Genomic DNA, 25380 nt, shown 5'->3' on the forward strand with positions numbered 1-25380 from the left:
ATCCAAAACCAGGCAAGCCGCATCCCGTTTGAAATCTGTCGAAAAATATCGTCTGGTCAAATCACACCTCGTCGTTGGGCGTAGATTAACGCCCTTTAGGGGTGTCCAGAATCATTAAGCCAGATCACCCCAGCCCTCTCCCCCCAAGGGGGGCGAGGGGGAAAGGGAGCGGATCGGGGCTCGCTCAAATACCGCGCAGGGAAAGGGAGAGCCGATCGGGGACTTTTCAAATTCTGAGGTCGACTCGATATTTCAGGTCGGCATCACTCGCAAGGACAACACGATCAGTCCCCTCTCCCTCTGGGAGAGGGCTAGGGTGAGGGGCTTTGGGGCCGGGATCACTGCGCCAAATGCAACAACAGAAAATCAATGAAAGCCCGCGACTTGTGCGGCAGATGCGGGGTGTTGGGAAATACCACATTGATTGACTGCGAAGGCAGCGAATACTCCGGCAACAAGCGCACCAGACGTCCGGAGGCAATGTCATCTGCCACCACCCACGCCGGCAGAACCGACACGCCCAGCGACGACAACGTCATCGAGCGAATGGCCGTCGACGAGTTCGATTCGAAGTGGCTGGTACCGCCAACCTCGACGCCCTGCCCTGACCCATGACGCAAAGTCCACTGGGTCGGCGCCTGCAAATTGCTGTTGGCGATCCACGGCACGCTGTTCAGATCCTGCGGTTCCCGCACCGGATACCGGGCGAGAAATGCCTCGGTGGCCACCAGCACGATTTCATAATCGGCCAACTTGCGACTCTTGAATGCAGAATCCGCCAAGTTGCCCAGACGAATCACCAGATCAAGCTTTTCCGCCACCAGATCATTCAACGAAGAGTTGAAGTTGTAGCACAGGCGAATTTCCGGATAACGCTCGGAGAACAGTGGGATCAACGGCAGAATATACTTTTCACCGTATTCACTGGTTGAACTAATCCGTAACTTTCCGGATACCCGATTATTACCTTTCAGAACATTATCAAACGCATTGTCGATGTCCGCGACAATACCCTTGAACTCCTCATAAAACTCCTGACCTATTTCGGTCAGCGATATATTGCGGGTATTGCGGATCAACAGCGTCGCCGACAAAACCTCTTCCAACGCCTTGACATGCAGGCTGGCCATGGCTTTGCTGATACTCAGATAATTCGCGGCTTTGGTGTAAGAACCAAAATCCACCACCGCAAGGAACGTCTGAACCCGATTAAGATGAGAATGCATGGCGCTTTGGCTCACTGTTAAATCCTGTCAAACATTGTTTTAAGCATAGTCGTATCGACACTTCAAGTCCATCGCCCCTATGCTGCGCGGCAAAGGGGATACAACATGAACTATCGCTACAAGATTGCGCTGATCTTTTTGATCGGCTTTTTTATTGACTGTATAAACATATTCATGTCGGCTGTGGCATTGCCGAGTATATCGGCAACTTTACAGGTCAGTACTTCATCAGTGGCGTGGGTTGCCAATGCTTATATTCTTGGCCTGACCCTGATTATTCCGGTCAGCACCTGGCTGGCCGGGCGTTTTGGCAGCCGCGAGATTCTCACCGCTTCGATGCTGGTGTTCACCGGTTCTGTGTGGATGTGCGGCATGGCCGACAGTTTCCATGAACTGGTGATCTGGCGGTTCGTTCAGGGTGTCGGTGGCGGGCTGCTGATTCCGGTCGGTCAGGCGCTGACCTTCAATCTGTTTCAGGGCGAGCAGCGGGCCAAGATATCCACACTGGTGATGGCCGTCGCGCTGATTGCCCCGGCCATTTCGCCAACGGTCGGCGGCATCATTGTCGACAGCAGCTCCTGGCGTTGGGTGTTCTACAGCAACATTCCGTTCTCGCTGATCGCCGCCGGACTGTCGTGGTTGTGGATCAAGGAAAGCAAACCAGCGGACCTGCCACGTCCGGACATCAAAGGCCTGCTGCTGGTCAGCGCTGCACTCGCCAGCCTGCTGATGGGCATGTCGCTGTATGGCGGCGACTACCCGGCGCTGGCCGCGTTGGGCTGTGTCGCTGCGGGTTTGCTGTTCATCGTGCTGTACCTGCGGCACTACCGCCGCTGCAGCAACGCGATCATCGAATTGAGCCTGCTCAAAAGCAAAAAACTCAGCACCTCAATCTTGATCTATTACGCGATTCCCGGCGTGTTCACCGGGGTCAACCTGATGAGCATTTTCTTCCTGCAGAACACCCTGCACTTCAGTGCCCGGCTGACCGGGATGTTCATGATCCTCTACGCCATCGGCGCGTTCGTTGCGATGACGATTTGCGGCCGGGTCTACAACCGGGTCGGCGCGAAACGCCTGTTCACCCTCGGCATGCTGCTGCACAGCGCCGGCATCGCCACGCTGATGCTGGTCAACGCGCCGACGGACCTGTGGGTGATCGTCATCGCTTACAGCTTGATGGGCATCGGCGGCGGCATCGGCGCCAACACCGCACAAACCACCTCGCTGATGGACTTTGCCGGCGGCGATACGCACAAGGCCAGCGTGATCTGGAACATCAATCGGCAGATGTCGTTCAGCCTCGGTGCCGCGCTGTTTCTGATGATTTTCAATGTGCTGCTCAAGCAGTTCGACACCACACAGGCCTATCACGCGACGTTCGCGATTGCGGCACTGGTCGGGCTGTTCCCGCTGTTTCAGATGAGTCAATTGAACCCTCCAAAGGAATGCCATGAACAACAACCTGGTTGAACGAGCGCAACACAGTATTCACCACGTGCACGAACTGATTCACCGCGTCTTCACCGATGCCGACGGTGCCGGCGCAGAGGCCATCGCGCCGCTGATGGCGGTGTTCGCCGAACACTTCAGCATGGTCACCACGTCGGCTGCCGTGGTCGGTCGGGCACAAGTCGAGCAACTGTTCAGCGGCGCCGTCGGTGCCCGCAAAGGTCTGGAGATTCTGATCAGCGACCTGCACACGGTCTGGCACGAAGGCTCGACCGTGGCCCTGCGCTACAAGGAAACCCATCGCCTGAATCAGAGCGAAACCTCGCGTATTTCGCTGGCGATCCTTCGCGTCCAGCACCACGACGTCCAGTGGCTGTACCTGCACGAAACGCCGATCAGTCAGGAACAGCCTGCATGAAATTCACCGTCACTCAATGCCGGATGCTCTCGGCGTCGATCAAGGAAGTTACCGTCAGCGGTCCGGCCACCCTGGCGGACATGACCCATGCCGGTGCGCACTTCAAATGGCTGATTCCGGGGCTGGACGACTGTCGGCATTACTCGACGGTGCATGTGAACGAGGTTGCGGATGGTCAGTTCACCTTCGCCATCCGCCTCTCGCCGGACTCCGCCAGCAGCCAGTACATCCGCACCTTGGCGGTCAATGACAGCGTGGAACTTGAAGGTCCGCTGAACACCTTCAGCTACCCGCTCAATGCTGACAGCGGGCGTGACATCGCGATTGCCGGCGGCATCGGCATCACGCCGCTGACCGGCATCCTGCGCCACTTGGACGCATTGAACCGCCCTGCGCACCTGCACTACTTCGCCAAAAGCGCCGACGAAGCGGTCTATGCCCGACACCTGCAAGAACAACTGCAAGAACGCCTGCAACTGCACCTCTCCGGCAGTCGCCCGGCAATCAGCAAGGTGCTTGCCGACCTGAGCGCCGATGACCGTCTGTATGTCTGCGGCCCGGCGGCGATGCTCAGCGCCGTGCTCAGCCACGCCGAAAGCGTTGGCCTGGCGCGGGAGCAGATCCATCTGGAAGTGTTCAACGTTGCCCGCGATGACGCCGCGCAAGGCTTTGTCATCGAGGCGGCCGACTCCGGCGTCAGCGTCAATGTCGGCCCGCAACAGTCGCTGCTCGAAGCCTTGGAGGCGGCCGGACTCGATCCGCTGTACGACTGCCGTCGCGGTGAATGCGGCGTTTGTGCGCTGGACGTACTGGAAGGTGAAGTCGACCACCGTGATTTCATCATGAGCGAACAAGAAGCTGCCTGTAGCGCACGGATCTATCCCTGCGTTTCACGGGCGAAAAGCCCACGCCTGAAGCTGGCGATCTAGAGAGGACACCCCGTTGGACAACTATTTCAATGGCAGAGAAGTGCATAAATCTCTGTTCCTTGATCAGGCGCTTTTCGAACAGGAACAGCAGCGCGTATTTGCCGCGAGCTGGTGTTACCTGGGTCATGACAGCCTGATCCCCGAGACCGGCGACTACTTCACCACCACCCTCGCCCAACAGCCGCTGGCGATGGTGCGGCAGAAGAACGGCGCGATCGTCGTGCTGCACAATCGCTGCCCGCACAAAGGCGTGAAAGTGCTGGCTGAAGCACGCGGCAATGTCGGCCGCTTCATGCGTTGTCCGTACCACGCCTGGACGTTCAAGACTGACGGCGAGCTGCTGAGCATTCCAGTGAAAAAGGAATACGACGACTGCGACCTCAGCAGTTGTTCTGCGCACAAAGGCATGCGCCCGGTGAACGCGGTGCACAACTATCGCGGCTTCGTCTTTGTCCGTTTGACGGAACAAGGTATCGGCTTCGAGGAGTTTTTCGGCGAGTCGCTGTCGACGCTGGACAACATGGTCATGCGCTCGCCGCAAGGCCAGTTGAAAGTGATCGGCCAACCATTGCTGCACCGCCATCGCTGCAACTGGAAAATGGTCGTCGATAACCAGACCGACACCTGCCACCCGATGATCGCTCATGAGTCCTCGGCCGGCGAAGCCATTCGTTTGTGGCAGGAAACCGGTGATCAGGGCAAGCCACCGATGGCGGTCGAACTGTTCTCGCCGTTCATGGCCTCCTACGAGTTTTTCGCCGGCATGGGCATTCGCGTCTGGGCCAACGGCCACGGGCACACCGGGGTCAGTAATTCGATCCACAAGGCGTACACCGACATCCCCGGCTACTGGGAACAGATGGTCGAAAGCTACGGTGAAGAGCAGGCCCGAGCAATCCTCGACGACACCCGCCACAACACCGTGTATTTCCCCAACCTGATGGTCAAGGGACCGATCCAGACCTTGCGCGTGATCAAACCGGTCAGCGCCCGCGAAACCATCGTCGAGTCGTGGATCTTCGAACTGCAAGGTGCGCCCGTGCAGTTGCTGGAAAGAACCGTGCAGTACAACAACCTGATCAACTCGCCATGCTCGATGGTCGCCCATGACGACGTGGAAATGTACGAACGGGCCATGGAAGGCCTGGGCAGCGACGCCAACGAATGGGTCAACGTCGCCCGCCTGTTCAGCCCGAACGAATCCTACGCGCAGACCCAAGTGGTGTCCGGCACCAGCGAAATGGCCATGCGTAATTTCTATAACAGTTGGCAGCACTTGATGCGGGACGACCATGCAACACGATCAATCTAATCACCACGCCATCGAGCAACTGATCGAGACCGAACTGCACTTGCTCGACCAGCAGGATTTCGACGCCTGGCAACAACTGCTCAGCGATGACTACCACTACTGGATTCCCATGACCCGTGAGCAGGTCAGCCCGCTGCACGAATCGTCGCTGGTGTATGAAGACCGCTTTCTGACCACGCTGCGGATCAACCGGCTGGCCAACGCGCGCAACTTTTCCCAGCAGCCCAAGAGTCGCAGCCTGCACATCGCCCAGCGCCCGCGCATCACCCTCGACGCAGCCTCATTCAGCGCTTTCGCCAGCTCCAACATGCTCTATTGCGAAGCCCGCGGCGACAACGAATGGCACTACCCGGTGACCGTCGAACATCAACTGATCAACATCGATGGCACGTGGAAAATCCACGGCAAGAAGATCCTGTTGCTCAACCCCGCACGCGCCCTTGAAAGCCTGCAGCTCATTATCTGATCGACCGAGAAATCCCCTGTGAAGTCTATTCCCCATGATTCCAGCCAGGCGTCCGCGTGCCTGTCTTTTCCCTACGTCGATCTGCTGTATGACTATGGCCAGTTCCTGCGCAGTGCCGATGAGGCCATCGGTTACCTGCCGGCGGAAACTGCCGAGAAACACATCGGCATCGTTGGCGCCGGCCTCAGCGGTCTGGTCGCCGCTTACGAATTGCTGCGCGCCGGTGCGCGTCGCGTGACGTTGTTTGAAGCTGAACCTGAGCATGTTGGCGGGCGTCTGCTGACCCAATGTTTTGACGAAGAGCAGCCACAATTCATCGCGGAAATGGGCGCCATGCGTTTTCCGCCGAGTGAAGTCGGGCTGTTTCACTACCTCAATCGTTTCGGCATCCAGACCACCGAAGCGTTTCCCGACCCGGGCGTGGTCGACACCGAAATTCACTACCGTGGCGTGGCCCATCACTGGGCAGCCATGCAGCCGCCGCCAGCGCTGTTCAGCACCGTGCACCAGGGCTGGATCGCGTTTCTCAGCGAAGGCGTGACCCTCGATGACGGCACGTGCCTGGCACCGCCACTGCTGATCACCGAATTGCTCAAGCAACACAATTACTGCGAAGTGCAGCCCGAGTGGCAACGCTACCTGGACTGCTTCGGCGACAGCTCGTTTTACTCGGCGATGGTGCGTATCTTCACCGGCAAAAAGCCGCCGGGCGGCAAGCCGTGGCGCAAGCCCGAAGACTTCCATCTGTTCGGCTCGCTGGGCATTGGCTCGGGCGGTTTCCAGTCGGTGTACCGCGCGTCGTTCACCGAAATCCTGCGCCTGGTGGTCAATGCACTGGAGGTCAATCAGCGTCTGGTGCCCAACGGCATTTCCTCGCTGGCCGAGCGGATTGCCGACAGCGAATTCAACGGTATTCAGGTGCGCGACATGATTTGCCGCACGCGCATCGAATCGATCAACAAAGGCGCGAAGGGTGAAATTCTGCTGGCCGGCAGCAACGGCGAAACCTATGCCTGCGACCGCGTCATCACCACCACCACGACCCGCGCCCTGCAAGTGAACCTCAAGCTCACGCAGAACCAGGCCTTCGTCAATCGCGACGTCGCGCGGGCGATCAACGAAACGCACATGGTCGGCTCATCCAAGCTGTTCATCCTGACCAAGGACAAGTTCTGGCTCAAACATGGCCTGGCGCAAAACATCCAGACCGACACCCTGGTCAAGGGTGTGTATTGCCTCGACTACGCACCGCACAATGCGGATTCCTGGGGCGTGGTGCTGATCAGTTACACCTGGGAAGACGACTCGCACAAGATGGTTTCGATGACCGACAAGGTGCAACGCTGCCTGCGTCTGGTCGATGAATTGGCGATGAGCGCGCCGGAATTTGCCAGCCATCTGCTGCCGCTGGACGGTGACTACCAGCGTTACGTTCTGGAATACGACTGGCTGACCGACAAGCACGCACTCGGTGCTTTCAAGCTGAACTTCCCCGGCGACGATATTTACTCCGAGCGCCTGTTCTATCAGTTCCGCACCGCACTCGATCCGCAACAGGACACCGGTTTGTACCTGGCCGGTTGCGGCGCCTCGTTCACCGGTGGCTGGGCCGAGGGCGCGATTCAAACCGCGCTGAATGGCGCGTGCGCGGTGATCAGCAGTCTGGGCGGCGACCTGATTGCCGGCAACCCGCTCGACGACTTGCACTCGCAGTACCGCTACTGCTGACCCAGTCCCTTTTTACGCCGAGAATCATCCATGTACAGCCAGCTTTCTATTGAACAGCTCGTCAATGGCTTTCGCAGTGGCCAACACTGCCCGGACACCTGGCAGCGCGCCCTGCGCGAGCGCCACGGGCAGATGCAGCACCTGAACAGTTTCATCACCTTCGACCCGTCAGCGTTCAAGGCAAATGCCGCCGAACGCGAGAACGCGCTGTATGGCCTGCCAGTGTCGTTCAAGGACAACATCAACGTCAGCGGCATGCCGACCACCGCCGGAACACCCGGGCTGGCCGACTATGTGCCGCAGGCCGATGCCGGCATCGTCGAGCGCTTTCGGCAATTGGGCGCGCAGATTGTCGGCAAGAACAACATGCACGAATTGTCGTTCGGCGTGACCTCGGCCAACCATTCTCATGGTGCCGTGATCAACCCCGTCAACGAACGCTACAGTGCCGGCGGCAGCAGCGGTGGTTGTGCCGCGGCTGTCGCTGCCGGACTGGTGGCGTGCGCGGTCGGCACTGACACCGGTGGCTCGGTGCGGATACCGGCGGCGTTCTGCGGCACCGTCGGGTTTCGACCCACCACCGGCGTGTATCCGGTGGACGGCATCGTCCCGGTGTCGCAAACCAAAGACACTCCGGGCCTGCTGACCCGCACCGTGGAAGATTGTCAGTTCGTTCACGCGCAACTGACCGGCAGCCTGCATCAGCCTGAAACCCGGCCGTTGCGCATTGGCATTCCCGAGCGTTTCCTCTGGACCGAGCTCGCCGACAACGTGCAGCGAGATTGCCGCGCGGCCATTGATACCTTGGCCGATCGCGGTGTGATCATCGTGCCGGTCGACGATGCGGTGATTGGCGAGATCAACGAGAGCATTCAGTTTCCGCTGCCGATCTACGAGTTCTTCATCGACTTTCCACGCTTCCTGATGAAAGCAGGACGCGGCGAACAGTTCCTCGACATCCTCGCGCAGATTCGCGACCCGGCGATCAAGAAAATCCTCACCGCGCAACTGGAAAGCCCGGCGATTTCCTACACGGATTACGTGCAGGCATTGATGAGCAAACTGCGTCTGGAGAAGGAATACCGCGCCCTCTTCAGCCGCCATCAACTGGATCTGCTGGCTTACCCGACCGTCACTTGCAGCGCGCCACTGCTCAGCGCTTGCGCGGATGAGAGCAACTTCGAAACCTTCGTGCGCAACACCGACCCGGCGAGCAACCTGGCGGCGCCGAGCATCAGCGTTCCGGTCGCGGCGGCGGGTGAGTTGCCAGTGGGTTTGTCGTTCGATGCGTTGCCGGGGCAGGACGGCTTTTTGCTGGCGAATGTTCAACGGTTAGCTCGTTTGCTCAACATCGCCTGAACCACGATCCCTGTGGGAGCGAGCCTGCTCGCGAAGGCGTCGTGTCAGTCGACATCAACTTCGTCTGCCAGACCGCTATCGCGAGCGGGCTCGCTTCCCCAAGGGCTCTGCGTCGATGCACCTATAACAATTCAGATTGCAGGCCTTGCCATGCGCGTCACCTCAATATCCTCCGTTCCCGCTGCCGAACGCTCGCCGTCGATCCTCGGCGGCGCCATGATCATCGGCGGCACCATCGTCGGTGCCGGCATGTTCTCGCTGCCAGTGATCATGTCCGGACTGTGGTTCTACGGCTCCGTCGCCGTGCTGCTGTTTGCCTGGTTCTGCACCTTGCACTCAGGCTTGATGATCCTCGAGGCCAATCTCAACTACCGCGAAGGCGCGAGTTTCGCCACGATCACCCGCGATCTGCTCGGCCGTAGCTGGAGCCGTTTGAACGGCTTGAGCATTGTGTTTGTCCTCTACACCCTGACGTACGCCTACATTTCCGCCAGCGGCTCAGTGATTCATCACACCGCGCAATCCTTCGGGCTGGAGTGGTCATCGCGCGCCGGCGGTTTGGGGTTCACGCTGCTGGTGGCGTTCATTGTCTGGTTGAGCACCACGGCGGTGAGTCGCATGACCACGCTGGTGTTCGGGGCAAAAATCCTCGCATTCTTTTTGACCTTCGGCGGTTTGCTGGGCCATGTGCAAAGCACCACGCTGCTTGATCTGAACGGCGGCGACAGCCACTACTGGCCTTATCTGTTGGTGACGCTGCCCTTTTGCCTGACTTCGTTCGGTTTTCACGGCAATGTGCCGAGCCTGATGAAGCATTACGGCAAGGACCCGCAGCGAATTCGCGCCTGCCTGGTTGGCGGCACCTTGATCGCACTGGCGCTGTATCTGGTGTGGATGCTCTGCAGCATGGGCAACATTCCCCGCGACACGTTCAAGGACATCGCCCAGCGCGGTGGCAACATCGATGTGCTGATCAGCGCACTGGGCGCACGGCTCAACAGCGCCAACGTCGATCTGCTGCTGACGTTTTTTTCCAACTTCGCCGTGGCCTGTTCATTTCTCGGGGTGACCCTGGGTCTGTTCGATTATCTGGCCGACGTGCTGAAGTGCGACGACAGCCCCGTCGGTCGCCTGCAGACGGCGGCCGTGACGTTCGGCCCGCCGATGCTCGGTGGTTTTCTGTGGCCGGAAGGCTTTCTGCATGCCATCGGTTTCGCCGGGTTGGCGGCAACGTTGTGGGCGGTGATCACCCCGGCGCTGCTGGCACGCGCTTCGCGCAAACGCTTCGGCAGCCCGCGCTATCGCGTGTGGGGCGGCACGCCGATGATCGCGCTGGTGCTGTTTTTCGGAGTGATCTGCGCGGTATCCCATTTGTTGTTCGTGTTTGATTGTCTGCCGGTGTGGCGCTGAAGTGTCTCGTTCGGTTTTCCGAACGCGACTTCACGGTCGATTCGGTTAACCGGATCAGCCAAGGTGAAAAATACCGCCACAAAACTTTAATAACGTTATAAATCATCAGGTTAGCTATCAGCGACTGGTCTGGCACGACTCATGCTCTACACTCTCTCGACGAATGCCTGTTGTGCCAACACTTCAGGAGCCGTCAGGCATTCGAAGCACAAAAGGGCCGACGAACTGGCTCCATAAAAAAAACAATTCGAGGAAAATTTGATGCGCATCGTTCCCCATATCCTGGGCGCAGCCATTGCGGCCGCTCTGATCAGCACGCCAGTTTTCGCCGCCGAACTCACCGGCACCCTGAAGAAAATCAACGATTCGGGCACCATCACACTCGCTCACCGCGACAGCTCCATTCCGTTTTCCTACATTGCCGATGCTTCCGGCAAACCAGTGGGCTACTCCCACGACATTCAAGTGGCCATCGTTGAAGCCCTGAAAAAAGACCTGAACAAGCCAGACCTGCAGGTCAAATACAACCTGGTCACCTCGCAAACCCGTATCCCGCTGATCCAGAACGGCACCGCGGATATCGAGTGCGGCTCCACCACCAACAACACCGAACGCGCCCAACAAGTCGACTTCACCGTCAACATCTTCGAAATCGGCACCCGTCTGCTGGTCAAGAAAGACAAGGATGGCAAGCCGTCCTACGCTGACTTTGCCGACCTCAAAGGCAAAAACGTCGTGACCACCGCCGGCACCACGTCCGAGCGCATCATCAAAGCGATGAACGCCGACAAGCAGATGGGCATGAACATCATCTCCGCCAAAGACCACGGCGAATCCTTCAACATGCTGGAAAGCGGCCGCGCCGTAGCCTTCATGATGGACGACGCTCTGCTGGCCGGCGAAGAAGCCAAGGCCAAGAAACCGGCTGACTGGATCATCACCGGTACTCCGCAGTCCTTCGAAGCCTATGCGTGCATGGTTCGCAAAGACGACCCGGCCTTCAAGAAGGCTGTCGATGACGCCATCGTTGCTCTGTACAAGTCCGGCGAGATCAACAAGATCTACAGCAAGTGGTTCGAGAGCCCGATTCCACCAAAAGGCCTGAACCTGAACTTCCCGATGAGCGACAAGGTAAAAGATCTGATCGCCAACCCGAGCGACAAGCCGGCGCCTGACGTAAAAATCTGATTACTGACTAACCTTATTGCCTGAGGGAGCCACCCTCCCTCAGGCGTCTGTTACTACCTGCTGGCTATACAGTGGAACACTCGACCTGGCGTTTTCGAGCCGATCGCGTGTGCCTGGCGTTCAACGTCAGGCGGGAAAGGATCTTCCCCACGCGGGTGCTTGTACATCGATCGATTTCGAGGGGAGACCCTAATGAATTACAACTGGGACTGGGGCGTGTTCTTCAAGTCCACCGGCGTCGGCAGCGAGACTTATCTCGACTGGTACCTCTCCGGTTTGGGCTGGACCATTGCCATTGCCATCGTGGCATGGATCATCGCCTTGCTGCTGGGCTCCATTCTGGGGGTCATGCGCACGGTGCCAAACCGCATCGTATCGGGCATCGCCACCTGCTACGTCGAGCTGTTCCGTAACGTGCCGCTGCTGGTTCAGCTGTTCATCTGGTACTTCCTGGTACCCGACCTGCTGCCGCAAAACCTGCAGGACTGGTACAAACAGGACCTCAACCCGACCACCTCGGCTTACCTGAGCGTTGTCGTGTGCCTGGGCCTGTTCACCGCAGCCCGCGTTTGCGAACAAGTACGTACCGGCATCCAGGCGCTGCCACGCGGCCAGGAAGCCGCCGCCCGCGCCATGGGCTTCAAACTGCCGCAGATCTACTGGAACGTGCTGCTGCCCCAGGCCTATCGCATCATCATTCCGCCGCTTACCTCGGAATTCCTCAACGTCTTCAAGAACTCCTCCGTGGCGTCCCTGATCGGCCTGATGGAACTGCTGGCGCAAACCAAGCAGACCGCCGAATTCTCGGCCAACCTGTTTGAAGCCTTCACCCTGGCCACGCTGATCTACTTCACCCTGAACATGAGCCTGATGCTGCTGATGCGCATGGTCGAGAAGAAAGTCGCGGTGCCCGGCCTGATCTCCGTGGGGGGTAAATAATGGACTTCGATTTCAGCGGCATCATCCCCGCCATTCCGGGCCTGTGGAACGGCATGGTCATGACCTTGCAGTTGATGGTCATGGGCGTGGTCGGCGGCATCGTGCTGGGGACGATCCTCGCGCTGATGCGCCTGTCGTCGAGCAAACTGCTGTCGCGCGTGGCCGGCGCTTATGTGAACTACTTCCGTTCGATCCCGCTGCTGTTGGTGATCACCTGGTTCTACCTGGCGGTGCCGTTCGTACTGCGCTGGATCACCGGTGAGGACACGCCGATTGGTGCGTTCACCTCCTGCGTCGTGGCCTTCATGATGTTCGAAGCCGCGTACTTCTGCGAAATCGTCCGGGCCGGTGTGCAGTCGATCCCCAAAGGCCAGATGGCCGCCGCGCAAGCGATGGGCATGACCTATGGCCAGACCATGCGTCTGATCATCCTGCCCCAGGCGTTCCGCAAGATGACGCCGTTGCTGCTGCAACAGTCGATCATTCTGTTCCAGGACACCTCGCTGGTTTACACCGTGGGCCTGGTGGACTTCCTCAACTCCGCCCGCTCCAGCGGCGACATCATTGGCCGGTCCAACGAGTTCCTGATCTTCGCCGGTGTCGTCTACTTCATCATCAGCTTTTCCGCCTCGCTGCTGGTCAAGCGTCTGCAAAAAAGGTTCGCCGTATGATCTCTATCAAGAACATCAACAAGTGGTATGGGGACTTCCAGGTGCTGACTGATTGCAGCACCGAGGTCAAAAAAGGCGAAGTGATCGTGGTCTGCGGCCCGTCGGGTTCCGGCAAATCGACCCTGATCAAATGCGTCAACGCGCTGGAGCCGTTCCAGAAAGGCGACATCGTCGTCGACGGCACCTCGATTGCCGACTCGAAGACCAACCTGCCGAAACTGCGTTCGCGCGTCGGCATGGTGTTCCAGCATTTCGAACTGTTCCCGCACCTGACCATCACCGAAAACCTGACCATCGCGCAGATCAAGGTGTTGGGCCGCAGCAAGGAAGAGGCGACCAAGAAAGGTCTGCAACTGCTCGAGCGCGTTGGCCTGTCGGCGCACGCCCACAAGCACCCGGGGCAACTCTCCGGTGGTCAGCAACAGCGTGTGGCGATTGCCCGGGCGCTGGCGATGGACCCGATCGTCATGCTGTTCGACGAACCGACCTCGGCGCTCGACCCGGAAATGGTCAACGAAGTGCTCGACGTGATGGTGCAACTGGCCCACGAAGGCATGACCATGATGTGCGTGACCCACGAAATGGGCTTCGCCCGCAAAGTGGCCGACCGCGTAATCTTCATGGACGCCGGCAAGATCATCGAAGACTGCCCGAAAGAGGAATTCTTCGGCGACATCAGTGCTCGCTCGGAACGCGCGCAGCACTTCCTCGAGAAAATCCTGCAGCACTAAAAGCAACACCGCCTCCCCCTGTAGGAGCTGCCGCAGGCTGCGATCTTTTGACTTTGTTTTTAAAGATCAAAAGATCGCAGCCTGCGGCAGCTCCTACAGGGGATAGGTGAAGTTTGTTGTGGTGGTTGACCCAAGGCAACTGTGATGAAATGCGACCCCAATCTCTATCGCGCCGCGCCGCCATCACTTGCCGTGAAGCCTCGTCTGATTCGTCATTTGTTCCTGCCGCCGCTGGTCATCATCCTGATGATCGGCTTGGGTTTTATCGGCTTCTGGACCAGTGAGCATTTCGGCATTCGCAGCCTCGGCGAGAACGGCCAGCGTCAGCTGGAACTGCATGCCCGCGCGGTCGAAAGCGAGATCAGCAAATACACCTACCTGCCTAGCCTGCTGGAACTCGAAACGAGTGTGTCGCAGTTGCTGGCCGACCCGACCCCGCAATACCGGGAAACGGTCAACGCTTACCTCGAAGGCCTGAACCGGCGCAGTCGCAGTCGGGCCATCTACGTTATGGACACCACCGGCCGCGTCATGGCCACCAGCAACTGGCGCGATGTCGACAGTTACCTCGGTGAAGACCTGTCCTTCCGCGCCTATTTCCAGAAAGCCGTACGCGGCGAACCCGGGCGTTTCTACGGCATCGGCAGCACCAACGGCGAACCCGGTTACTACCTCGCTCATGGCCTCGAAGAGCATGGCAAGATCATTGGCGTCGCCGTGGTCAAAGTGCGCCTGGAAGCCATGGAAGAACGTTGGCAACGGGCGCGTCTGGAAGCCTTCGTCAGCGATGAAAACGGCATCATCATTCTCTCCAGCGATCCGGCCCGGCGCCTGAAAGCAGTGATTCCCTTGAGTGAAGCCACCAAGGAAAAACTCGCCCGCAGCCTGCAGTACTACTGGTTCCCGCTCAACGAACTGCAACCGTTGGCTCGCGAAACCCTGTCCGAAGGCGTGGAGAAACTCACCTTCCCGGCCAACAGCGAAGTGCAGTCCGGCGAGGATGACATCAGCTATCTGGCGCAGACCCGACCGCTGAGCGACACGCCGTGGAATTTCACCCTGCTCACGCCATTACAGGACTTGCGCCGCGAAGCGATCAACCAAGGTATTCTCGTTGCCGTCGCGTTCGCCTTGGTGGCCTTCCTGCTGATCGCCTGGAACGAGCGGCGCAAGGTCATCGCCACTCGGCTTGCCGCCCGCGAAGCCTTGCAGGAAGCCAACAATCAACTGGAGCGTCGGATTACCGAACGCACCACCGACCTGCGCGCCAGCAACGAGCGACTGAAAAGCCAGATCCGCGAACGCCGTCAGGCCGAAGAGACCCTGCGGCGTGCGCAGGATGAGCTGGTCCAGGCCGGAAAACTCGCTGCTATTGGCCAAATGTCGACCAGCATTGCCCATGAATTGAACCAGCCGCTGGCCGCGATGCGCACGCTGTCGGGCAACACCATACGCTTCCTCGAACGCGGTCAGCTCGACGTCGCCAGCACCAACCTGAAGACTATCAATGACCTGATCGACCGCATGGGCCGGATCACCGCCAGCCTGCGCTCGTTCGCCCGCCGTGGGGACGATCAGGGCCAGGCCAGTCTTGGCAAAGCGGTCGATGCCGCGTTGCAAGTGCTCGGCGCGCGGGTGGAAACCTCGGGGCTGGACGTGCATCGTCAGTTCGTCGACGTACAAGTGCAGATCGACCAGACCCGCCTCGAACAGATTCTGGTCAACCTGATCGGCAACGCCCTCGACGCCATGCAGGCGCAACCACAGCCCGAACTGTGGCTGGAGGGCGAAGAGTTCAACGCCAAGTATCGCCTGCGCGTGCGCGACAACGGCCACGGCATCGACGCCGAAGCGCGCAAGCATCTGTTCGAGCCGTTCTTCACCACCAAGCCCGGCGAACAAGGCCTGGGCCTGGGCCTGACCCTTTCCGCCAGCCTCGCGGCCGCCACCGGCGGGCATCTGGGTGTCGAACACCCGGCCAGCGGTGGCACCACCTTCGTCCTCAGTTTACCGTTGGTAAGCCCTACTCCTGCCGAGCCAATATGAACCACGACCTTAGTGTGCTGATCGTCGAAGACGACCCCCATGTGCTGCTCGGCTGCCAACAGGCGCTGACCCTGGAAGACATTCCCTGCGTCGGCGTCGGCAGTGCCGAAGAAGCGCTGGAGCGTGTCGGCGACAATTTTGCCGGCATCGTCATCAGCGACATTCGCTTGCCGGGCATCGATGGCCTGGAACTGCTGACCCGCCTCAAGCAACGCGATCGCAGCCTGCCGGTGGTGTTGATCACCGGCCACGGCGACATTTCCATGGCCGTGGGCGCGATGCAGAAAGGCGCTTATGACTTCATGGAAAAACCGTTCTCGCCGGAGCGCCTGGTCGACGTCGCGCGGCGGGCGCTGGAGCAACGCAGTCTTGCTCGCGAAGTGTCATCGCTGCGTCGGCAACTGGCCGAACGTGATTCGCTCGAGGGACGCATCATCGGTCGCTCACCGGCGATGCAGAACCTGCGCGAATTGATCGCCAACGTCGCCGATACCTCGGCCAACGTGTTGATCGAAGGCGAAACCGGCACCGGTAAGGAACTGGTCGCCCGCTGCCTGCACGATTTCAGTCGGCGCCACAGCAAACAGTTCGTCGCGCTGAACTGCGGCGGTCTGCCGGAAAACCTCTTCGAAAGCGAGATCTTCGGCCACGAGGCCAACGCTTTCACCGGCGCCGGTAAACGCCGGATCGGCAAGATCGAACACGCTGATGGCGGCACACTGTTCCTCGATGAAGTGGAGAGCATGCCGCTGCCGTTGCAGATCAAACTGTTGCGCGTATTGCAGGAACGCACCCTCGAACGCCTCGGCTCGAACCAGAGCGTGGCGGTGGATTGTCGAGTGATCGCGGCGACCAAGTCCGACCTCGACGAAGCGAGCAAGGCCGGCGAATTTCGCAGCGACTTGTACTATCGCCTCAACGTGGTGACGCTGGAATTGCCGCCACTGCGTGAGCGCCGTGAAGACATTTTGCAACTGTTCGAGCACTTCACCCAGCAGTCGGCCCTGCGTTTCGACCGCGCGCTGCCGGAACTGGACAACCAGACCCTGTCGAACCTGATGAGCCACGACTGGCCGGGCAACGTGCGTGAACTGCGCAACGTTGCCGAACGTTTTGCCCTCGGTCTGCCGGCGTTCAAAAAGTCCGGCGCCGGCAGCGCTGGCCAAGGCCTGGCGTTTGCCGAAGCGGTGGAAGCGTTCGAACGCAACCTGCTCAGCGATGCCCTGCAACGCAGCGGTGGCAACCTGACCCAGGCGAGTCTTGAGCTGGGCATGGCCAAGACCACGCTGTTCGACAAAGTGAAAAAGTACGGATTGAGCCACTGATGGATCTGTTTTTCAAAGCCCTGTTGGGCGCCGCGGTAGTACTGATCATCGCGGCGCTGTCGAAAACCAGAAACTATTACATCGCCGGGCTGGTGCCGCTGTTTCCGACGTTTGCGCTGATTGCGCATTACATCGTCGGCAAGGGACGTTCGATTGAGGATTTGAAGACCACGATCGTGTTCGGCATGTGGTCGATCATTCCGTACTTTGTGTATCTGGCGACGTTGTATGTGATGGTCGATCGGATGCGGCTGGAGGCATCGCTGGCGGTGGCGGCGGTGGCGTGGTTGATGGCTGCCACTGTTTTGGTGACTGTTTGGGTGCGCATCCACAGCTAAGTGCAAAAGCCACCCTCACCCCAGCCCTCTCCCAGAGGGAGAGGGGGCCGACCGCAGTGTCTCGCGTCTGACATCGACCTGAAAAACCGAGTCGATTATGGATTCGGTACAACACGCTCAGGTCGGCGTATCACTCCAGCATCCCCCAATCAGTCCCCTCTCCCTCTGGGAGAGGGCTAGGGTGAGGGGCTTTTGCTCTTCAGTTGACGGTACCGCCCTTGGACTCCGCCATAATCTGCCGAATCGCCCCGACAAACGTTTCCACCGGTTGCCCACCCGTCACCGCATACTGCCCGTTGAACACTACCGTCGGCACCGAACTCACCCCACGCTGCAGCCACTGCTGCTCTTCTTCGCGCACCTCATCGGCAAACTCGTCGGAACCCAGAACGGCCTCGGCACGCTGACGATCCAGCCCGACGTTTTCCGCAATCTGCACCAGTTGCCGGTGATCCGACGGATTGCCGCCATCACTGAAATACGCCTTGAACAGCGCCTCTTTCAACGGTAGCTGCACACCTTCAAGCCCCGCCCAGTACAACAAGCGATGCGCATCGAAGGTGTTGTAAATGCGGCTGTTGCCGTCGGTACGGAAAGCAAAACCAAGTTCCGCACCACGGGCGCGGATCGCTTCGCGGTTCTTCTGCGATTGCTCCGGGGTCGAACCGTACTTTTCTTGAATATGCTCGGCAATATTCTGCCCGTCCGCACCCATCTTCGGATTCAGCTCAAACGGCTGGAAACGGATCTCGGCCTGCACTTCGTTGCGCAGGATCTCCAACGCTTCGAGCAAGCCATACAAACCGACGACGCACCAAGGGCAGGAGACGTCGCTGACAAAGTCGATTTTCAGAGCGGAATTCATCAAATACCTCGCAGGGGAAATCGTGCGGGAAAGTTTGCACGATACACCTGCTCCAGTTTTTTTGGTGACCATAGCGGCCCCTTCGCGAGCAGGCTCGCTCCCACCCTTGGAATGCGTTCTCCTGTGGGAGCGAGCCTGCTCGCGAAGAGGCCCGCTCAGACAATACAAAGACCTCGGTTACAGCAGATTCCCGCCCACCGCCGGCTCAATCTGCGCCCAGTGCGAAGTGTCTTCACGATGCGCCTGCAAATACGGCAACACCGCCGCCAGTAACGGCTCTTTGAACGCCTCCTGAAAACGATGCGCCAGGCCAGGAATCAACTTCAACTGGCTGCCACGAATATGCGCCGCCAGATGCACACCGTGCATCACCGGCAACAATGGATCTGCCGTGCCATGCACCACCAGCGTCGGCACGCGCAATTGGTTGAGCAAGGCCACCCGACTTGGCTCGGCGAGGATCGCCATGATCTGGCGCTTCACACCTTCCGGGTTGAACGCTCGGTCATACGACAGCGCCGCCTGATGCAGCAAGGCCTGGCGATCATCGGTAACCGCCGGGCTGCCCAGTGCCGCCAGCAGATCAGCCTGTTGCTCCAGCGCCACCTGACGATTCGGTGCACCGCGTCGCGATAAAAGTTGCACCAGCGCCGCACTCGGTGCCGGCAAACCTTCGGCGCCAGAGGTGGTCATGATCAACGTCAGGCTCTCGACCCGCTGCGGCGCCATGGCCGCCATGTGTTGGGCGATCATCCCGCCCATGCTCGCGCCCAGGACGTGGAATTGCTCGATGTGCAACGCGTCCATCAAACCCAGTGCGTCATCGGCCATATCCGTCAGGCTGTACGGTGCCGCCACCGGCAGACCGAGCTTGTAGCGCAGCACTTCGAACGTCAGATTGGCTTCCACCGGCGCCTGACGCCAGGTTGACAGGCCGACATCGCGGTTGTCATAGCGAATCACCCGAAAACCTTGCTGGCATAGCGCGACCACCACTTCGTCCGGCCAGTGGATCAACTGCCCACCCAGGCCCATGACCAGTAACAACGCAGGATCCGACGCACGACCGATGCTCTGGTAAGCCAGGCTCACCTGCGCCAGGTCGGCATGCTCGGTCGGCACATTCACATCACAACGCGTCGCCGCCCATGCCGAAGATCCGAAAAAAATCGCGGCCAACAAAGCCGCGACCGATAAAAAACCCTTAGCCATGAAAAACACCGAAACGCAGAAACCCAGTAGAGCGCGAGTCTGATGAAGTTTGTACAAGTGCGCTGCCACAGTTCGATGACAGTTTGATGAAGAGTGCCGAGCGGTCGTGCGGCGATAACTATGTACCGCCATGGGTTCGCGGGTTTTCAGTTCAATGGTGGCACCAAGAAGCGGATCCGCCGCTTCACAACTCGAGCCATCGTTGCCATGCCCGACCGTTTTTTGTCCGAACTCTTAGATCCCGGCCCGACGGCCTCATCGCCCTGGGCTCATCTGCCCGGCAATCCTGACACCGCGCTGGCGCTGAGTGCCGCGAACCGATGGCGTGACAGTAGCCAGGCACTGCGTGAACTGGTCGCCGGGGTGCCGACCACTCGAGAGGCCCTCACTCGGTTGCTCGAGCAGAAGCTGGATCTGGGCGAGCCTGATATCGGTTTCCTCTTTGCGGCGACCCCGCAACGTCCCGAACATTTCATGGCGATTGTGCAGGCCTGTACCTTCGTTTTTCAGCAGCCGTTACCGGCGGACACGCTTGACCAGCAATGCCGTGTGACAGGCCTGCCCGCCAGCCATCGACTGTTTGCCCTCACGCCACTGCAATTGCTTGAACGGCTCAAGGGTCTGGACCTGGTCAAGGCGCTGGACGAGGACTGGAATCAATATTGGCAGGCGCGGGCACCCGGTACTCCGGTATCGCGGCGCGAACGCGCCAACCAACTGTATCGCCAGCATTTCGAGGCGACCGTCCTGAGCGCCGTTGCCCAGCGTCGTGTGACGGCTGAACAGCGTATTTCGCTGTTCGCGTTGATGGATGCAACCAGCCATGAGGCGACGGTCACCTGTGAACAGGTTTCGCTGGTGCTGAGCGACGGCAGCAAAGTGAAATTCCCTGCGGCCTGGGTCATCAGCTTTGGTGACCAGCCGCCATTGCACTGGCTGTACCTGCCGCTGCGCCCCGAAGCATTCAAAGGTTTTACCCAACGCAGCGACCTTGAGGCGTGGATGTCCGCTCAGTCGCTGATTCCCAGCGGTTTGCCGCAAACCGGTCTGAGCTTTGAATACGCCCGTAGAGACTTGCCACTGTCCACCGGCATGAGCGACCTGCTGACGCACTTTCGCCAGGCTCGAGTCGATGCCCTGCGTAACGGTAGCGCGGGCAAGTCCGGATTCGCCGAACACGCCAGCAACGCCCTTGATTTCGCCGACCGCGCAGATCGCCAGCGCCAAACCGCTGCCGTGTTCGGTTCCCCCGCCATTACTGACGCCGTCATTGTCGAGGACGCTGAACAGTCGCTGTTCGGCAGTCTTTATGCCGACATTCCCTTGGCCCTGCGTCAGGCCGCTCTCAATCGCCAGCGTGATGCCCTGGAAGCACGACTGGGTGCATCGGGCGACAGCGCCGCCCTGCAATCGATCGAGGCGTTGCAACTGACGCTGGAAACCGCCGAGCAAGCGGCAGACAACGCCGCAACAGCCCTGTTGGGGCGCACACGGCCCCTTGACCTGCTGACGTTTAATCGTCAGTTCAGCGCTTTGCATCAGGCGCACAAGACCGCCCTGCAAGCCGAAGCCGACTTGCAACGAGAACTTGAACAGATCAGCAGCGAAGACCACCAACTGCTCAAGGTTCTGCTCGACCCTGCCACCGCCCTGCACAGCGACTGCGTCGCGGCCAGCCTGGAACTTTCAATGGGCGAACCGGCTGACGGCAGCATGAATGAGACCCTCAACGGTCCGTTTGTCATGACCCGCGCCGCTACGTTGCTCGACCGGACGTCGCCCCACAGCCTGTTGCTTTACTGGCCCGGCACTGGTGGAGGACTGCAGCACTTTGCCAATCGTCAGGCGCTGGAAAGCCAGATGTTCGCGATTACCGAGCCGGCCACCTCGCTGACCCTGCGCTTGAAAAAAATCAGTGGTGACCCACTGCATTACGCGCTGGATCAACTGACCAGTGAGTTCGAAGTGCAGGCCGGCGAAATCCGTGCGCGCTATCCCGAGTCGACAGCGTCCTCCGAGCGCGGCAGCCAACTACAGGCCTTGGGTACACGCTTCAGGGGCCTGCTGCAGGTGCCATTACACGCCGCACGAAATCTGGCTTTTGCCCACCTGCTGGAGCAGCACCGCAGCGGCACGCTGGCTACCCGTCTGCCGGCCTGGCAAATCCAGATGTCCACTGACGAGCGCAGCCACCTGAAGGCACAGATACAGGCCTATATCGCTGCCATGCATCGCAGCCACTCGTTGCTGACGCTGGCCGTGCCGCCGCGTGATGACTTCACCCGTCAGCATCTGTACCAACGCCTGCGTAAGGACTTCTCGGTTGAGGGGACGTTCTCGGTGCTGATCGATCTGCCGGATTCAGCCAGGCTGCAAAAGCAAATGATCGATGGCTCCACCATGACCGCCGCGTATACGCTGGTTACGGTACCCAGCGCAACTCGCAGCAAGATACCCCTTGAAGAGCTGGCGCAGAACCTCGACAACACACCCTCCATGAGCCTGGAATCGAAGTCCTTGCGCCTGCTGTTCATGAAGGTCGAGGTCACCGCTGCCAATGACCGCACACGAGAAGCCTTGAAAAGCGGCATTACCCATGAATACCTGCGCAGGGTCCTGCCGGATCTGGACTTGCCCAAAGCCTACGAGCAAACGATCCGTGACGCCTTCATGGGCGGGCACGGTGAAGCCACATTCGTGCGCGAACATCGCCGCGAATGCCTGCTCGAACCATGGCAACTGATGCTCAAGATGCAGGGCGAATGCGCACGCCTGCAACAGCGGATCAACGACCATGAGTGGCAAATATTCAACATCGCCATTACCGCCGACACCACACAGGCCTGGAACAACGGCGCCAGGCGCATTGTGTTGTTGCCGGCCTTCCTCAGAGCCGGTGGCGAGGACACGCCCAATCAAGGTCCCGTGACGTTATCCGGTGTGACCTTTATCCACGAGCAGATCAGCGGGACGACCTTGCTGTATTTGCCGGACGGTCCCGACGACCAGGTTCTGCGTCGTTACGACAGCCTGGAAGACGCCCGCATCGCACTGTTCAGACTGTGCGAGCAAGACTCATGGATCAGCTATCTGTCCGGCCGGGCCCTGCAGGGTGATGTGCGCGCCCATGCATTGCGCCTCGGTCAGGCGATCGAGAAGAAAAATAACGCCATGATTGGCGTCGGCATACCGTGGCCTTCAACCACGTCATTGACCCAGCACCTGCTCAACGTCCACATGGGACGGCTGATCGAGGCGCATCGGGGCACGTCGCGCTCCAACGATGCGCAATACATGGAGCGCTATGCGCTCAAGGGCCCCAGGGCCTTCAACTACTTGAAAATGGCGCTGGGATTACTGCCCCTCATCGGCACCGCGTTTGCCCTTTACGATGCCTGGAGCAGCGCCAATCAGGCCGTGGCGGCCTTTTTGCGCGGCGATGTGGGGGATGGCCTGGCGGAGGTTGAGTCCGTACTGTTGTCACTGATCGACGCGGCCATGGACCTGCTGCCGGGCGAAGCGGCGGTCTCGGCGGTGTCCCGAACGGCCCGCTCGCTGACCCGCGCCCGCCAACTGCGCACGCTGGCACGAAGTGCCGGCGCACTGCATGTGCCCAACCGACGTCAGGCGCAGAATCTGGCGGCGCGCTTCTCCGGCTACGAATACGAAAAGCCGATTTCGCTGTCAGGGCAGGAACCGGCCGCCGATGGGCCCTATCGCGGCATCTACCGGCATGCCGACGGCGACTTCATCCTGAGTCAGGGGCGGATCTTCGAAGTTCACCGCAGCCACAAAGCCGACGAATGGCGTTTACGCGGCACAAGTACCAAGACCTATAAACAACCCATTGCTCTGGATGAAAACGGGCAGTGGGATACCTGGTTCGGCGTCTACGGCACCGCTGTCGGCGGGTTGCCTGGTGGCGGAAATGTCGCCGGGTATCTGGTCGATACCGCTGATTCATTCTGGCCGCAGGCGATCCGGCAGCGATTGCCTCGCTGGTTGGTGGCCAGTGACACGGCTCGTCAGCTGCGCTTGACCCGCGAAGCCGACAACCTGGCCGATCAGCTCCAGGCCAGGGGCGTGGCGAGCGATGCCGCTATCAACCGCTATGGCAGTGCCTCGCCGCAGGACAGGCGGGCCAGGTTGCCGGCGTCCGAAGCCGCCTGTGCCGGCGATATCCAGCTGGCTACCCGACAATACGAAAAACTGGCGGAGTTGATGCCCCTGACCAAGGGCAACAAAAAACGAACCCTGCTCGAAATACAAAGCAAGTGCGCCTCGTTGCTGACCGATCGCTACTGGCGCCGCGCCTACCACCTCTCCCAAAGCAGCGTCGATGTGATCAACCGGATTGACGAGCTGATGCAGGCGCTCGACAACCTGCCGGGCAATACGCTCGTCCAGCAGTTGGAAATGCTCGAAGGCATTCGCTCATTGCGTGTGGATTACCTGCGTCAGCTCAATCAAATGGAACAGCTCAAGGCCGATGCCAATTACTGGTATGAACGCATCCGCGTCAAAGCGCACAAAGAAACCAGAACAGCACTGATCGAAGACATCAACACCAAGCACAGTTATGCCAACCTGCTGTATCTGAAAACCGGGCAACGCCTGGAAATCATCAAGCGACATGGCCGAACCGACGATGTTTCCTGGTTTTACCTGATGGAGCAGGCTCACGAGCTTCGTGCCAATGTCGATCGGGCCCTGTACACGCAATACAACCTGCGCAACAGCAATGCGAGCCGGGTTCAGCGCAGTCAGATTCTGCAGAACTGCGTTGATCTGTACACCCGCTTCCTTCGCGAGATGAAGATCTGGACCTCCACGTATCCGCAACACTTTCACCTGGAGGAAGTGCCGGCGTTGCTGAGCGGGATCGAATGGCTCGCGGAACGGGCCCGCAAAGGCATCATCGAAGAGCCCGCGCCCGTGCCGGCAGGGCAGGCGGTACCAAGCGTGTTCACCACCGCAGACAACCAACTGCTGCACGGTGCCGAGCGCTGGGAACCGACAACGCACAAACATCAATACGTTTCGACCACGCGCGGCGGCTACGAGGAAGTCTGGGAGCAAGGCAGCGATGGCAGCTACCGACTGTTGAACCCGCGAAACACAGCGCCACCGGCCCCCGCATCAATCAGCCTGGCCGCGTTAATGGTCGATGCGCAACGGCGCCTGGATGCCCAGACGGATTACCAGATCAGGGTCGAGTCCTACGCCGAGCAGGACATGCTGCCGGTCGACCTTCAGCACATGATGGACAGCGAAGCGACCGAGCTCAATCGGCGCGCCGCCCGCATCGAGACGCTGGCAGCGCAAAACCCGATCATTGCGCAGTTGCGCAACAAGGCCAGCGAACTGACCCTTACCGGCCGGGCTCTGCGTACCCGCCAGTCGCTGACCAGCCAAAGACCCACCGACGGCATGCTCGAAGACCTGATCACGCAGAAGGCTGTGGAGATCCGCAAAACCAGTCCGTTGAAAAACCTCGGCAAACGCCACGGCCGCACTGATTACCTGCAAGAGTATGAGATCTGGGATGTAACGCTGTCGCCGGCAGAACTGCTTTGGTATGCCCACTTCCATTATCGCAGCGCGACCAGAACGTTCAGGGGTTTCGAGAAAGCCCATTTGAAACTGCCTGGCCACCGCTTCCTGACCCACGCGGACGACGCCACCCTGCCCTATGCCGATATTGGCACGCAGTCGGCGGTGCTTGTGCACTTCGAGGCGATCCTGGCTAACGAAGCGATCTAACC

The 25380-nt window shown here is 59.7% G+C and carries 19 protein-coding genes; 16 read left to right on the top strand and 3 right to left on the bottom strand.

Annotated elements, in window-relative coordinates; translation table 11 throughout:
- Positions 1-338: 338 nt before the first annotated feature.
- Positions 339-1226, bottom strand: a complete 888-nt coding sequence (locus CKW17_RS25065) for a LysR family transcriptional regulator (protein WP_095122507.1) — start codon at positions 1224-1226, stop codon at positions 339-341.
- Positions 1227-1331: 105 nt separating this feature from the next.
- Between CKW17_RS25065 and CKW17_RS25070 the strand changes: the two genes are divergently transcribed.
- From CKW17_RS25070 to CKW17_RS25140, 15 genes are all read left to right on the top strand, one after another.
- Entirely contained in the window at positions 1332-2699 is a 1368-nt protein-coding gene (locus CKW17_RS25070) for an MFS transporter (protein ID WP_095122361.1), read from the top strand.
- A complete protein-coding gene (locus CKW17_RS25075) occupies positions 2680-3096 on the top strand; it encodes a DUF4440 domain-containing protein (RefSeq protein WP_095122363.1) in 417 nt (138 codons plus the stop codon). Before CKW17_RS25070 ends, CKW17_RS25075 begins: the two co-directional genes overlap by 20 nt.
- Positions 3093-4025 (top strand): flavin reductase family protein, encoded by a 933-nt coding sequence (locus CKW17_RS25080; RefSeq protein ID WP_095122365.1) that lies wholly within the window; start codon positions 3093-3095, stop codon positions 4023-4025. Before CKW17_RS25075 ends, CKW17_RS25080 begins: the two co-directional genes overlap by 4 nt.
- A 13-nt stretch (positions 4026-4038) precedes the next feature.
- On the top strand, positions 4039-5337 hold the full coding sequence (locus CKW17_RS25085; RefSeq protein ID WP_095122367.1) for a Rieske 2Fe-2S domain-containing protein: 1299 nt from the start codon (positions 4039-4041) through the stop codon (positions 5335-5337).
- On the top strand, positions 5318-5803 hold the full coding sequence (locus CKW17_RS25090) for an aromatic-ring-hydroxylating dioxygenase subunit beta (protein ID WP_095122369.1): 486 nt from the start codon (positions 5318-5320) through the stop codon (positions 5801-5803). Before CKW17_RS25085 ends, CKW17_RS25090 begins: the two co-directional genes overlap by 20 nt.
- A gap of 18 nt (positions 5804-5821) precedes the next feature.
- On the top strand, positions 5822-7531 hold the full coding sequence (locus CKW17_RS25095) for an NAD(P)/FAD-dependent oxidoreductase (protein WP_095122371.1): 1710 nt from the start codon (positions 5822-5824) through the stop codon (positions 7529-7531).
- A gap of 30 nt (positions 7532-7561) precedes the next feature.
- Positions 7562-8890, top strand: coding sequence for an amidase family protein (locus tag CKW17_RS25100; protein WP_095122373.1), 1329 nt, complete (start codon positions 7562-7564; stop codon positions 8888-8890).
- Positions 8891-9040: 150 nt separating this feature from the next.
- Positions 9041-10300 (top strand): tryptophan permease, encoded by a 1260-nt coding sequence (mtr, locus tag CKW17_RS25105; RefSeq protein ID WP_095122375.1) that lies wholly within the window; start codon positions 9041-9043, stop codon positions 10298-10300.
- Between the two features lie 261 nt (positions 10301-10561).
- Positions 10562-11488: a glutamate/aspartate ABC transporter substrate-binding protein gene (locus CKW17_RS25110; RefSeq protein WP_095122377.1), complete on the top strand. Its 927-nt coding sequence runs from the start codon at positions 10562-10564 to the stop codon at positions 11486-11488.
- A gap of 192 nt (positions 11489-11680) precedes the next feature.
- On the top strand, positions 11681-12427 hold the full coding sequence (locus CKW17_RS25115; protein ID WP_095122379.1) for an amino acid ABC transporter permease: 747 nt from the start codon (positions 11681-11683) through the stop codon (positions 12425-12427).
- Complete coding sequence (locus CKW17_RS25120; RefSeq protein ID WP_003227756.1) at positions 12427-13098, top strand: amino acid ABC transporter permease; 672 nt, start codon at positions 12427-12429, stop codon at positions 13096-13098. The genes CKW17_RS25115 and CKW17_RS25120 overlap by 1 nt, the downstream gene beginning before the upstream one ends.
- Positions 13095-13829, top strand: a complete 735-nt coding sequence (locus CKW17_RS25125; RefSeq protein WP_007963947.1) for an amino acid ABC transporter ATP-binding protein — start codon at positions 13095-13097, stop codon at positions 13827-13829. The genes CKW17_RS25120 and CKW17_RS25125 overlap by 4 nt, the downstream gene beginning before the upstream one ends.
- Positions 13830-13973: 144 nt before the next feature.
- Entirely contained in the window at positions 13974-15875 is a 1902-nt protein-coding gene (locus tag CKW17_RS25130) for an ATP-binding protein (RefSeq protein WP_095122381.1), read from the top strand.
- Complete coding sequence (locus CKW17_RS25135; RefSeq protein ID WP_016986628.1) at positions 15872-17200, top strand: sigma-54 dependent transcriptional regulator; 1329 nt, start codon at positions 15872-15874, stop codon at positions 17198-17200. The genes CKW17_RS25130 and CKW17_RS25135 overlap by 4 nt, the downstream gene beginning before the upstream one ends.
- The gene (locus tag CKW17_RS25140) at positions 17200-17538 is read left to right on the top strand and encodes a GlpM family protein (protein ID WP_095122383.1); all 339 of its coding nucleotides are present in this window, start codon (positions 17200-17202) and stop codon (positions 17536-17538) included. Before CKW17_RS25135 ends, CKW17_RS25140 begins: the two co-directional genes overlap by 1 nt.
- 199 nt (positions 17539-17737) lie before the next feature.
- Here CKW17_RS25140 and CKW17_RS25145 read toward each other — a convergent pair whose 3' ends face one another.
- Positions 17738-18403 carry a DsbA family oxidoreductase gene (locus CKW17_RS25145; RefSeq protein WP_095122385.1) on the bottom strand — a complete coding sequence of 222 codons (666 nt, stop codon included), beginning with the start codon at positions 18401-18403 and terminating at the stop codon, positions 17738-17740.
- Between the two features lie 177 nt (positions 18404-18580).
- A complete protein-coding gene (locus tag CKW17_RS25150) occupies positions 18581-19615 on the bottom strand; it encodes an alpha/beta fold hydrolase (RefSeq protein ID WP_095122387.1) in 1035 nt (344 codons plus the stop codon).
- 207 nt (positions 19616-19822) lie between these two features.
- On the opposite strand from CKW17_RS25150, the gene CKW17_RS25155 reads away from it, so the two are divergent.
- On the top strand, positions 19823-25378 hold the full coding sequence (locus CKW17_RS25155; RefSeq protein ID WP_256586297.1) for a hypothetical protein: 5556 nt from the start codon (positions 19823-19825) through the stop codon (positions 25376-25378).
- Positions 25379-25380 lie beyond the last annotated feature (2 nt).

This window comes from Pseudomonas sp. Irchel s3f10 (assembly GCF_900187515.1).
In the GTDB taxonomy this organism is placed as follows: Bacteria; Pseudomonadota; Gammaproteobacteria; order Pseudomonadales; family Pseudomonadaceae; genus Aquipseudomonas; species Aquipseudomonas tensinigenes.